Consider the following 11,460-nt stretch of genomic DNA (forward strand, 5'->3'; position numbering starts at 1 on the left):
TGGGAGAAGGTACCCCGGAGGGGCGGATGAGGGGTTTCTCAACGCAAAAGGGGTTGCCAGACTTCGATGTCCAGCAACCCCTCATCCGTCTCGCTTCGCGAGCCACCTTCTCCCGCAAGGGGAGAAGGGAGTTTGCGCCCTACTTCTTGCGCAGTTGCAGCGCGCTCCACGCATCATGATGAATCGTCTGCTCCACCACGAAGCCCAGCGGCAGATAGGCCTCCAGCACCCGCTCCTCCTGCGTGCGCAGCAGACCCGACAGGATGGCGACCCCGCCCGTCTTCAGCGCCGCGCCGATCTCGGGCGCCAGATGCACTAGCGGCGCCGCCAGGATGTTGGCGAACACCAGATCATAGGGCGCGTGCTGGGCGATGCGCGCATCGCTCAGGCCGTCAGCGAAGTAGAAGTCGCACTTGGCGTCGTTGATCTGGGCGTTCTCATTGGCGATGCGGGCCGAGGGCTCGTCGATGTCGGTGCCGACGGCGATGGGCGACCCCGTCCTGGCCGCCGCGATGGCCAGAACGCCCGTGCCGCAGCCCACGTCCAGCACCTTCTCAAAGGTCTCGGTCTTCAGCAGATTGTCGAACGCCTCCAGGCAGCCGACCGTCGTGCCGTGGTGGCCGGTGCCGAAGGCGGCGCCCGCGTCGATCTTCAGCGTGACCCGTCCCTCAGGCACCTTGCCCTGATCGTGCGCGCCGTAGACGAAGAAGCGCCCGGCCTCGACCGGGGGCAGGCCCGACAGGCTCATGGCCAGCCAGTCGGCGTCGGCCAGCTTCTCGACCACGACCTCCAGCCCCGGCGTGGCGCGCAGGATTTCGGCGATGCCCTCGGCCTCTTCATCGGTCGTGGGGAAGGCGTCGATGCGCCAGATTTCCTTGTCCTCATCCTCTTCCAGGATGGAATAGGTCGCGTTCTCCAACAGGGGGTTGGCGTCGATGGCGGCGGCGGCGGCTTCGGCCGGGGCGCGATCGCCGCGCGCGATCACCTGAACTGCGGATTCGGACATTTCTCAAACACCGTTATAATGACGAATCGCCAGTGCGGGCTTGGTTCTTACGCCCGTGTCCAACGAGGGGTCGGGGAGTTTATGGCCAAAGCACCGTCTGAAACGAAACCTGCCGCGAAAGCGGCCTCCGCCGCTTCCAAGCCGAAACCGGCGGCAAAGTCGAGCGCGACAGCGACAAAAGCTGACGCCAAGCCCAAGGCCGTAAAGGCGCCCGCCGCGACAAAGGCCCCGGCCAAGGCGGCCAAGCCTGCCGCGGCCAAGACCGCCGCCGCTCCCAAGGCAGCCGCGCCAAAGACTGCCGCTAAAGCGCCGGCCGCCAAGAAGCCCGCAACGCCGAAGGCTCCAGCTGCAGCAAAGGCGACCACGGCCAAGGCCGCCGCGCCGAAGAAGGCTGCTGCGCCCAAGAAGCCCGCCGCGCCCAAGGCCGCCGCTCCGGCCCCGGTCGAGACGCCGGTCGCCGCCTCCCTCGCCCCCGCGCCCATCGCCGAGACCAAGCCCGCGCCGAAGCCTGAGCCGGTCGTCGCTGCGGCCCCCGCTCCGGTCGAGCCGCCCGTTCAGGCCACGGCGCCCAAGCCCGCCGCCGAGCCGATCAAGCCGGTCGAGGCTCCCGCCCCGCAGAAGAAGGGCTTCTTCGCCCGTCTGTTCGGCTGGTGATCGGACGCTGATCCCAAATGCAGAGAAGGCCGGAGAGGACGCCCTCTCCGGCCTTCTTCAATTCTCATGGCTGAGACGGCTTATTCCGGCAGGTCTTCCGCCAGGATGGCCATTTCGAACATGAAGGAGCCGGCTTCGTCCTCATCTTCGAACACCACGCCGATGAACTCGTCATCGACATAGACTTCGGCGGAATCGGCGACCTTGCGGGCCTTCACCTTGATGCCGCCGTGGTTGAAGGTGCGCTTCAGGTGCGTCTCGACGCGCTTCAGATCGTTCTCGGTCACGGGGTCAGCCTCGCTTTGGCGCCGGGAGGGGCGCATGTCGTTGGCTGCGGACCCTAGAGAAGCCTCCCCGGATTGGGAAGCCCGCGCGTCAGGCGTCCACAGGCGCGCCCGTCGTCAGACTGCGGGCGCGACGTCACTCCAGCAAGGCGCCAGCATTGGCGCGGCCTCAGACCACCATTGGGCAAAGGGAGTATTCACATTTCCCTGCATTTCAAATCTGACGGCTGCGTTGTTGTCGCCTGCGCGCGCACTGCTGTTCCAGAAGGTGTGCCACGTTCCATCAAAGACGATCCCCAAATTCGGAGCCTCAACGCCCAGGTCGATGGCGTTAGGCCGAACCGGGGGTATCTCTTCCATGGCCAGCAGCACCGTCTCTACAGCAGGACAAGTCCGTGAATCCGCCCAGCGCACGGTCTTTGCTCCGCTCCGATCGCCCATGACCCGACGCACAACCCAAAATGTTGTCTGTTTGGGATGCTCGCCCTGAAAGACGGCGTAGAAGGCGTTGACCGACCACTCCTGGCTCAAGGCGCCGATCTCGTTGAGAGCTGCAAAAGGCCGCCTACGATCAAAATCGACTTCACGCGCTTGGGCCGCGACAGCTTCATAATCGTCCTGCGCCATGACCGGGCTCGCCGCCATCAACAGAGCCGCAGACAACAAGAGACGCATCTCAGATCACGAAGTCATAGACGATGTCGGACAGCGTATGGTCCATCGTCCGCGCGGGCGTGGCGTCCGTCGGGCAGTTGACCAGCCGCGCCGGCACCCCCGCCACGGTGCAGCCCGCCGGCACCGGCTTCAGCACCACCGAGCCGGACGCCACCTTGGCGTAGTCGCCGACCGTGATGTTGCCCAGCACCTTGGCCCCGGCGCCCAGCAGGACGCCGCGCCCGATCTTCGGATGGCGGTCGCCGCGCTCGGCCCCGGTCCCGCCCAGGGTCACGGCGTGCAGCATGGACACCTCGTCCCCGATCACCGCCGTCTCGCCGATGACGATGCCCGTGCCATGGTCCAGGAAGACGCCCGAGCCGATCCGCGCCGCCGGGTGGATGTCCAGCTGGAACAGCTCCGAAATCCGGCTCTGGAAATGGAAGGCCAGGGTGTCGCGGTCCTGCTCCCACAGCCAGTGCGCCACCCGCCAGGCCTGCAGCGCCTGGAATCCCTTGAAATACATGAAGGGCTGCAACAGCGACCGGATCGCCGGATCGCGCTCCTGCACCGCCTTCAGGTCCGCCTCGGCGGCGGCCACGATGCCCGGATCGGCGGCGAAGGCCGACAGCGCCACCTCACGCACCGTCATGGCGCCCAGCTCCGCATCGCCCAGCTTGCGCGCGATCTGGAAGCTCAGCGCCCCGGCGAAATCCTCATGCGCCAGGACGACGGCGTTCAGCTGCGACGCCAGGCGCGGCTCCTCGCGCGCAGCGTCTTCGGCGGCGGCGCGCAACTGTGCCCACAGGTCCGGCTGCTTCGGCACGACTTCCAGCTTGGCCATCAGGCTTCCTTCGAATTCAGGCGGCGATCCTACGCGCCCAGCATGGCGCGCGCCAGCGCGGCGGGCAGTTCGCCCTCCCGCGCCATATGGTAGGCGCGATACGCCGTCGCCACCGTCAGCCCGTCGCGCACCGCCCCGCGCGCGATCTCGGCCATCAGATCGCGGAACGGCACTCGCGCCGTCAGAAAGACCTCGGTCTCGTCCGGCGCCGTCTCTGTCGCCTCCAGTCCCCAGGCCACCCAGGCCATCGCCCGTTCGTCGGTGATGGAGTTGGACAGGTCCAGGTCCAGCGCCGCGCGCCAGTGCTGCGCCGTCAGCCCCGCCTCCTCGGCCAGTTCGCGCTTCACGGCCTCAAAGGGGTCTTCCCCCTCCGGCGCCCCGCCCTCGGGCATCTCCCACGAATAGCGCATCAGGGCGAAGCGGTGCTGCCCGACCAGGCTGACCGTCCCGTCGTCATGCAGCGGCAGCACGCCCGTCCCCACATTCTTCGGCCGCATGACCACATAGTCGGCGTCAGCCCCCGTCGGCGCGATCGCCGGGTGGCGCGTCACCCGCATCCACGGCGTGTCGACTAGGTCGCTGGTCCCCAGGCTGCGCCACGGCGGCGTGTCCGGCAGGCCCTCGGCCCAGCGAGGCTTGATGTCGCGGATCTGACTCATGCCCCTGCTATGGCGCAGCGCGCCCCGAAAGCCTAGCTATCGGCCATGAGCCAGTCAGACCTCGCTTCCGCCCTGCCCCTGCCCGTCCGTTCGGACGAGCTGCTGTCGCGCATGGCCGTGCGCCGCTCGGCCCCGGCCCAGTCGTTGGCCCTGCCCGGCCCCTCGGACGCCGAGATCGAGCAGATGCTGCTGCTGGGCGCCCGCACGCCGGACCACGGCAAGCTGTTTCCCTGGCGCTTCGTCATCCTGGGCCCGCGCAGCCGCGCCGAACTGTCCGAAGCCCTCGCCGCCCTGGGCGAAACCCAGAACCGCACCGGCAAGGAGATCGCCGCCCTGGCCAAGCTGGCCAACCCGCCGCTGACCGTCATGGTCGTCTCGACCCCGATCCAGGGCCACAAGGTGCCGGTCTGGGAGCAACAGCTGTCCGCCGGCGCCGTCTGCATGAACCTGGAGCACGCGGCCAACGCCCTGGGCTATTCGGCCAGCTGGATCACCGACTGGTATTCCTACGACCCCGCCGCCGTCGCCCTGTTCGGCGTCGAGGACGGCGAGAGCATCGCCGGCTTCATCCACGTCGGCTCCCTGTCCGAGCCCCCGCTGGAGCGCCCCCGCCCCGACCTGGAGCACAAGGTGACGGCCAGACCATAACGCCCACTTCCTTCTCCCCTTGTGGGAGAAGGTGGCAGCCGAAGGCTGACGGATGAGGGGTTTTGCAACGACGGAGAGACCCCTCATCCGACCTCGCTGCGCTCGGCCACCTTCTCCCGCAAGGGGAGAAGGACGCCCTACCGCGGCTCCTCCTCCGGCCGGTGCACGATCGACACCAGCACCACCGAGATGATCATCAGCAGGAACCACGCCCCCAGCTTGTTCAGGCTGACCATCTCCCATCCGCCCTCCTGCCCCGGATAGACCCAGGCCCGCGCGAACGTCCCCAGGTTCTCCGCGAACCAGATGAACAGCGCCACCAGCCCATAGCCCAGCAGCAGCGGCATCGACCGCCGCGTCCGGTCGGCGGTGAAGTAGAACCACCCCCGCATAAACAGCAGCCCCGTCGCCGCGAACAGCGCCAGCCGCACGTCCGGCAGCCAGTGATGCGCGAAGAAGTTGACGTAGATCGCCGCCGCCAGCGCCCACGTCGTCCACAGCGGCGGATAGTTCCGCACCCGGATATGGAAGATGCGCTGCACCCGCGCGATGTAGCTGCCCACCGCCGCATACATGAAGCCCGAGAACAGCGGCACGGCGCCGATCCTCAGCACCGACTCTTCCGGATAGATCCACGACCCGTGATAGGTCTTGAACAGTTCCATGACCGTCCCGGCGACATGGAACAGGAAGATGACCCGCGCCTCCTCCCAGCTCTCCAGCTTCAGGGCCAGCATCGCCGCCTGTATCCCCAGCGCGCCCAGCACAAGGAAGTCATAGCGCGCCAGCGGTGCTTCATCGGGCCAGAACAGAAACGTCCCCAGGATCAGCGCCAGCATCGCCCCGCCGAACAGACACGCCCACCCCTGCTTCAGCCCGAACCACAGGAACTCATAGGCGTAACGGCGAAGGCGCGAGCGGTCGGCCCACGCCTCGGCGCGGGCCATCAGGCGACGGCCCCAGACTTCGAGCGGGAGGCGGGCGTTCATCCATAACCTTTTGCGTGAGCGTCCTGCTGGGCATTGCGAATGGGAACCGCGAACCAAACAGCCAGCGTTAGCTCGGTAGTGCGAGCGGGATCTGACTTCCTCGTATAGCTTTCCCTTCTAGCAGAGCTAGATTTTAGATCTCCGCGCTAACAGCGCTACCTAAAGACAAGCGACTGAGGAGAGAGAGTGCATCAGATAACAAGGCAAACCATCCGCACGATAGATGAACTCCACTTCACCGGCGGTCTTCGCGGCAATCGACGCGAAGGAGGATGGCAGATAGGCCCTCTACTTCGGGATGGAAATCTCGTCGACATCGCGACGGTCGCCGACGAGCAAATCCAAGCCGTAGCTGAGGATTTTGGTGTGCGAGTCTTCGCTGCGGACGAAACCACGTTTGAAGATCCGGATTTACCAATTCGGATATGGCGACCATTTGTTGGGCTTGATCCAGATCGTGAGCTCCCCACTGAAACGTGGGCCAACATCGCCCATCACGCAATGGATGCGAGCGATCAAGAATATAGCTCACTCGCCCGCTATGTAGCCGTTTGCCTAAGAGCTTCTAACATCCGCCTACGAGACATTTCTGACGGATACGGCGCTCAGCTTCGATCCGCATTGAACCACAAAACTGAAATCGGGCATCCGTTCCAGAACATTCCGTTAGACAATATCTACCTAGCAATTCACTCTTTTGTTGCTGAAATGGGAGCCGCTCGAGATCACTTGGCTACCATCGTCGGAAGACAACTCGGTGCTCCCTCAAACAAAGACAGCTTAGCCCGTCTTTGCGATTGGCTTGATGCCGATGCGCGCCGCGAACAAGCCGCTCATCCTGCCGCTAAAAGCCTGTTAGCTGGCTGGACGGACCAAGATGATCCTTGGCTGCGGCAACTCACGGACTACAGGAACTTGTTCCTTCATCGTGTGCCTATGGGTGCCCGAGGCTTTGAATCAGCACCAAGACTAATAGCAAGCGATAGCCGACATGGAGAGATAAGGACGCTCGCGCTTCCGATCCCTCGCCGGCTTGACCACGATGAAGCCGTTGACGCCTTGGTACAGTTCATCCGGTTACACTGGCAACTATTCCATCTGGCGGCAGAACTGGCAGGAATGTCTCACTATCCAGCAACTCGGCGTATTGTCACTGGAAAAGACTTGGGCCTCTAGCCTCACCCCCGCCCGCGATACCCCGCCACGCCCTGATCCGGCAGCCACACGCCCTCCAGCGGCGCGCCGGTCTGCCAGAAGACGTCGATGGGGATGCCGCCGCGCGGATACCAATAGCCGCCGATGCGCAGCCATTTCGGTTGCAGCAGCTCGGCCAGGCGCTTGCCGATGGCGACGGTGCAGTCCTCGTGGAAGGCGCCGTGGTTGCGGAAACTGGTCAGGTACAGCTTCAGGCTCTTGCTCTCGACCAGCCAGTCGCCGGGCACATAGTCGATGACGAGGTGGGCGAAGTCGGGCTGGCCCGTCACCGGGCACAGGCTGGTGAACTCCGGCGCGGTGAAGCGCGCCACATAAAGCGTATCGGCGTGCGGATTGGGCACGCGCTCCAGCACCGCCTCTTCCGGGTTCGTCGGGGCGGCGGTCTGGACGCCGAGCTGGCTGAGGCTGTCGGTATAGTGGGTCATGCCCGCCATTTAGGCCTTCGCCCCGCCAAAGAAAACGCCGCCCCCGCCGCAATCGGCCATCCCCCCGTTTCACCTGTGCTAGACTGCCCCCAGCCGAGGGGACGGCGGAGGGCGATTTCAGACGATTCAGACGAATTGGACTCTGTTTTTCTAGGTGGCTTCCAGTTGCGCACATCCATCAACACCGCTCGTCCCGGCGGACGCCGGGATCCAGTGCTTTGGCCACGGACGCTCGGCGACAAAACCGGAGCACCATTTCAAGCCCGGCGCTTGAGGCTCTTACTGGATCCCGGCGTCCGCCGGGATGAGCGGGAATAGAAGATCGCAGTCATGGACGGAAAGCGTGATTGCCTTCCCCGACGACACCCGGTTAGCGTGGCTTAAAACAACGCATTCCTTCAGGAGAGACGACCCGTGGCCATTCCCGCTTCCCTGCAGTCCGGCCTGAAGCTGCCGGTGATCGCCTCGCCCATGTTCCTGGTGTCCGGGCCGGACCTGGTGGTCGAGGCCTGCAATGCGGGCGTGATCGGCACCTTCCCCTCGCTGAACCAGCGCACGACCGAGGGCTATCGGGAGTGGCTGCACGAGATCAAGTCGCGCCTGACGCCCGACGCCGCCCCCTTCGGCGTCAACCACATCATCCACCCGACCAACTCGCGCCTGATGGCCGACATGATGGTCTCGGTCGAGGAGAAGGTGCCGCTGATCATCACCTCGCTGGGCGCCGTGCGCGACGTGGTGGATGCGGTGCACGGCTACGGCGGCGTGGTCTTCCACGACATCGCCAATGCGCGCCATGCGAGGAAGGCGGCCGAGGCGGGCGTCGACGGCCTGATCCTGGTCGCCAACGGCGCGGGCGGGCACGCCAGCGTCGTGAACCCCTTCGCCCTGATCAACGAAGTGCGCAGCTTCTATGACGGGACCATCATTCTGGCGGGCGCCCTGTCGACCGGTCAGGACGTGGCGGCGGCGCTGATGATGGGCGCCGACTTCGCCTATATGGGCACCCGCTTCATCGCCACGACCGAGAGCGCGGCCCAGCCCCACTACAAGGAGCTGATCGTCCAGTCGGGCTCGGCGGACATCACCTATACGCCCGCCGTCTCGGGCATTCCGGCCAATTTCCTGACCCCCTCCCTGGTCGAGAACAAGATCGACCCGAAGTCCCTGCCCGAGCACAAGCTGGACATGGGCGAGGAGGCCAAGGCCTGGAAGACCATCTGGTCGGCGGGCCAGGGTTCGGGCGCCATCCACGACGTGCCGACCACGGCTCAGCTTGTCGCTCGGCTGACGGACGAGTTTTCGCAAGCCTGTGATAAATTCGACAAGAAGCGCCTCTAGGAAGCGGCCTCGACACTCCCCTATCGAGGCCGATTCATGCGCATCCTGACGACCGCCCTGAAGACGACCGTCTTGGCGACCGCCCCGCTCCTGATCCTGGCCTCGACGGCCGCACAGGCGCAGGACATGCCCGGCCGCTGGAGCTTCAGCGCCGGCGCCGCCAGCGACAACCGCTCCAAGGACGCCTCCAAGTCGGACGGCGACGCTTTCGTCTGGGGCGCGGCCGAATGGGAAAGCGAAAGCGGCCTCTTCTACGTCAGCCCCGCCGCCGAAACGATCAAGAGCGGCGGCTCGGAGCTGGAGCTGGAGCTGACCGGCGGGGTGAAGCCCCAGTGGGCCGGCTTCGACTTCGACCTGAACGTCGCGCACAAGTGGCGGGTGGACGCCAACCCCGGCTATGACGCCAACGCCTGGGAGTTCACGGCCGACATGAAGCGCTCGATCGGCCCGGCCAGCGCGCGCCTGCGGCTGCAGCACTCGCCCGACGGCGCCGGCTCGGTCGAGGCCTGGACCTGGGTCGCCCTGCGCGGCGGCTGGGACTTCACCGACAAGCTGAACGTCTCGGCCGAGGTCGGCCGCCGCGAGCAGGACAACAGCGTCGACTACACTGGCTACAACATCGGCGCGACCTACGCCCTGACGCCCAAGCTGGAGGCCGAACTGCGCTGGCACGGCACCAACGCCAAGGTTCCCGGCGAGCAATACGCCGACGCCCTGGTCGCCGGGATCAGCGTCTACTTCTGACCGACGCGCCGCCGTTTCAGGCGCCCGGTTTCATCTTTCGCCCGAAAGGGCCTAGGTTGCGGTCATGACTTTTCGACCGACGACTTTGGAACGTGCGTACCAACTGGCCGAAAGCGGCTCCTGCCGCACGGTGGGCGATGTCAAACAGGCCCTGAAGCTGGAGGGCTATGAGCGGATCCAGGATGCGCTCTACGGCTCGACCATCACCTCGGCCCTGCGTAAGCTGTGTCAGGAGAACTGGGTGTCGCCGCCGGAAACGGCCGAGCCCTGACGCACCGGCTCTTGCATTAGGACACCGGAGGGTCCACCCTAAAGGGGTCGATCTCTCTGCGTAACGCTCTGCCTTCTGCCCCGCGCACCGAGGTCTAAGCCGATCCATACAGACCCGACAGGTCTTCAGGGACGTTCTCTGAGGCCAACTTCTAGCGGAGGTCCTGAAAATGGCTACCGGCACTGTTAAATGGTTCAACTCCACCAAAGGCTACGGCTTCATCCAGCCGGACGACGGCGGCAAGGACGTCTTCGTCCACATCTCGGCTGTTGAGCAAGCCGGCCTGCGCGGCCTGGACGAAAACCAAAAGGTTTCCTACGAAATCGAGCGCGACCGTCGCTCGGGCAAGGAATCGGCTGGTCAACTGAAGACCGAAGGCTGATCCGGCTCCATCGCCAGCCGCGTCAGCAATGACAGGCCGACGATGACAGGATTTAAAGCGCGCAGGGGTCGCCCTCTGCGCGCTTTTCTTTTGCGCCCTAGGCCGCCAGCGAGGGCCGCCGCAGTTGGACGAAGTCCGCCCCGCTGGGCGACTGGAACAGGCGCAGATCGAACTCAGGCAGGATCGCCAGCAGGTGATCGAAGATGTCCGCCTGGATCGCCTCATACTCGGCCCAGGCCACGGTGGCGGTGAAGGCGTAGATCTCCAGCGGCAGGCCCGTCTCCGTCGGCTGCATCTGGCGCACCAGCAGCGTCATGTCCTGACGGATGCGCGGATGGTTCTCGAGATAGTTCTGCACATAGGCGCGGAAGGCGCCGATGTTGGTCGAGCGCCGCATATTGACCGGATCGCGTCCGGCCTCGACCAGCTTGGCGTTCCAGTCCGCCATTTCGGCGCTCTTGTCAGCCAGGTAGTCGTCGATCAGCAGGAAGCGCCGCATCCGCTCGCGCTCGGCCTCGGTCAGGAAGCGCGCGCTGGTCTGGTCGATCAGCAGGGACCGCTTGATGCGGCGCCCGCCGCTGTCCTGCATCCCGCGCCAGTTGCGGTAGGACTCGCTGATCAGCCGCCAGGTCGGGATGGTGGTGATGGTCTTGTCCCAGTTCTGGACCTTCACCGTGTGCAGAGCGATGTCGATGACGTCGCCGTCGGCGTTGACCTGGGGCATCTCGATCCAGTCGCCGACGCGCAGCATGTCGTTGGAGTTCAGTTGAACCGAAGCCACCAGCGACAGTATGGTGTCCTTGAACACCAGCATCAGCACCGCCGCCAGCGCGCCCAGCCCTGACAGCAGCAGCAAGGGCGACCGGTCGATCAGGGCCGCAATCACCAGAATGGTGGCGATGGCGTAGATGACGATCTTCAGAACCTGCAGATAGCCCTTGATGCTGCGGCGATGGGCGCGCGGCGAGCGGGCATAGAGGGCGTTGGCCATATCCAGCCCAGCCCCGATGCCGATGGCCACGCCCACGATCATGAAGGCCCCGGCCACGTTCTGGACCAGGGTGACGAAGCCGGGCGCCAGATGCGGCACGCCGCCTATGCCCTGATGGATGATGACGGCCGGAACGACGCGGGTGAAGCTGCGCACCACGGGCTGCAACAAGGTGTCGAGATCATGCACCGCCCGACCGACGATCCGCAGGATCAACCGGGTCAGAATGCGGCGGACCACAAAGTCCGCGATAAAGGCGACTAGGACGAGAAGACAGAGCCCGATCAGCATCTCCGCGATCGGGAACTCCGCCAGGCGATCACGCATGGCGACAAAATCAAACATGACGCCAG

15 protein-coding genes are annotated in these 11,460 nt (G+C 65.3%); 7 read left to right on the top strand and 8 right to left on the bottom strand.

Features of this window, described 5'->3' with window-relative positions; genetic code table 11:
• Positions 1–139: 139 nt before the first annotated feature.
• A complete protein-coding gene (locus ABC419_RS12535; RefSeq protein WP_412877265.1) occupies positions 140–1,006 on the bottom strand; it encodes a 50S ribosomal protein L11 methyltransferase in 867 nt (288 codons plus the stop codon).
• 81 nt (positions 1,007–1,087) lie between these two features.
• Between ABC419_RS12535 and ABC419_RS12540 the strand changes: the two genes are divergently transcribed.
• Positions 1,088–1,660, top strand: a complete 573-nt coding sequence (locus ABC419_RS12540; protein ID WP_412877264.1) for a hypothetical protein — start codon at positions 1,088–1,090, stop codon at positions 1,658–1,660.
• 80 nt (positions 1,661–1,740) lie between these two features.
• Here ABC419_RS12540 and ABC419_RS12545 read toward each other — a convergent pair whose 3' ends face one another.
• The 4 genes from ABC419_RS12545 to ABC419_RS12560 form a co-directional block, all read right to left on the bottom strand.
• The gene (locus ABC419_RS12545; protein ID WP_003164469.1) at positions 1,741–1,947 is read right to left on the bottom strand and encodes a DUF3126 family protein; all 207 of its coding nucleotides are present in this window, start codon (positions 1,945–1,947) and stop codon (positions 1,741–1,743) included.
• 114 nt (positions 1,948–2,061) lie between these two features.
• Positions 2,062–2,619 (bottom strand): hypothetical protein, encoded by a 558-nt coding sequence (locus ABC419_RS12550; RefSeq protein WP_412878228.1) that lies wholly within the window; start codon positions 2,617–2,619, stop codon positions 2,062–2,064.
• A 1-nt stretch (position 2,620) separates the two neighbouring features.
• Complete coding sequence (cysE, locus tag ABC419_RS12555; protein WP_112999312.1) at positions 2,621–3,442, bottom strand: serine O-acetyltransferase; 822 nt, start codon at positions 3,440–3,442, stop codon at positions 2,621–2,623.
• A 29-nt stretch (positions 3,443–3,471) separates the two neighbouring features.
• The gene (locus ABC419_RS12560; RefSeq protein WP_003164467.1) at positions 3,472–4,101 is read right to left on the bottom strand and encodes an NUDIX domain-containing protein; all 630 of its coding nucleotides are present in this window, start codon (positions 4,099–4,101) and stop codon (positions 3,472–3,474) included.
• Between the two features lie 45 nt (positions 4,102–4,146).
• Between ABC419_RS12560 and ABC419_RS12565 the strand changes: the two genes are divergently transcribed.
• Positions 4,147–4,749 (top strand): nitroreductase family protein, encoded by a 603-nt coding sequence (locus tag ABC419_RS12565; protein ID WP_412877262.1) that lies wholly within the window; start codon positions 4,147–4,149, stop codon positions 4,747–4,749.
• A gap of 137 nt (positions 4,750–4,886) precedes the next feature.
• Here ABC419_RS12565 and ABC419_RS12570 read toward each other — a convergent pair whose 3' ends face one another.
• Positions 4,887–5,738 (bottom strand): DUF817 domain-containing protein, encoded by an 852-nt coding sequence (locus tag ABC419_RS12570; protein WP_412877261.1) that lies wholly within the window; start codon positions 5,736–5,738, stop codon positions 4,887–4,889.
• A gap of 186 nt (positions 5,739–5,924) precedes the next feature.
• On the opposite strand from ABC419_RS12570, the gene ABC419_RS12575 reads away from it, so the two are divergent.
• On the top strand, positions 5,925–6,914 hold the full coding sequence (locus ABC419_RS12575; RefSeq protein WP_412877260.1) for a hypothetical protein: 990 nt from the start codon (positions 5,925–5,927) through the stop codon (positions 6,912–6,914).
• A gap of 2 nt (positions 6,915–6,916) precedes the next feature.
• On the opposite strand, the gene queF is transcribed toward ABC419_RS12575, so the two are convergent.
• On the bottom strand, positions 6,917–7,378 hold the full coding sequence (queF, locus tag ABC419_RS12580) for a preQ(1) synthase (protein ID WP_313428456.1): 462 nt from the start codon (positions 7,376–7,378) through the stop codon (positions 6,917–6,919).
• Between the two features lie 414 nt (positions 7,379–7,792).
• On the opposite strand from queF, the gene ABC419_RS12585 reads away from it, so the two are divergent.
• The 4 genes from ABC419_RS12585 (at position 7,793) to ABC419_RS12600 (ending at position 10,116) form a co-directional block, all read left to right on the top strand.
• Positions 7,793–8,719 carry an NAD(P)H-dependent flavin oxidoreductase gene (locus ABC419_RS12585; RefSeq protein WP_412877259.1) on the top strand — a complete coding sequence of 309 codons (927 nt, stop codon included), beginning with the start codon at positions 7,793–7,795 and terminating at the stop codon, positions 8,717–8,719.
• A gap of 36 nt (positions 8,720–8,755) precedes the next feature.
• The gene (locus ABC419_RS12590; protein WP_292057462.1) at positions 8,756–9,463 is read left to right on the top strand and encodes a TorF family putative porin; all 708 of its coding nucleotides are present in this window, start codon (positions 8,756–8,758) and stop codon (positions 9,461–9,463) included.
• A 64-nt stretch (positions 9,464–9,527) separates the two neighbouring features.
• Positions 9,528–9,734 (top strand): hypothetical protein, encoded by a 207-nt coding sequence (locus ABC419_RS12595; RefSeq protein ID WP_087141357.1) that lies wholly within the window; start codon positions 9,528–9,530, stop codon positions 9,732–9,734.
• 169 nt (positions 9,735–9,903) lie between these two features.
• Entirely contained in the window at positions 9,904–10,116 is a 213-nt protein-coding gene (locus tag ABC419_RS12600) for a cold-shock protein (protein ID WP_003164457.1), read from the top strand.
• A 97-nt stretch (positions 10,117–10,213) separates the two neighbouring features.
• Here ABC419_RS12600 and ABC419_RS12605 read toward each other — a convergent pair whose 3' ends face one another.
• A complete protein-coding gene (locus tag ABC419_RS12605) occupies positions 10,214–11,452 on the bottom strand; it encodes a mechanosensitive ion channel family protein (protein ID WP_412877258.1) in 1,239 nt (412 codons plus the stop codon).
• Between the last annotated feature and the right edge of the window lie 8 nt (positions 11,453–11,460).

Source organism: Brevundimonas phoenicis (assembly GCF_047237745.1).
Lineage (GTDB): Bacteria > Pseudomonadota > Alphaproteobacteria > Caulobacterales > Caulobacteraceae > Brevundimonas.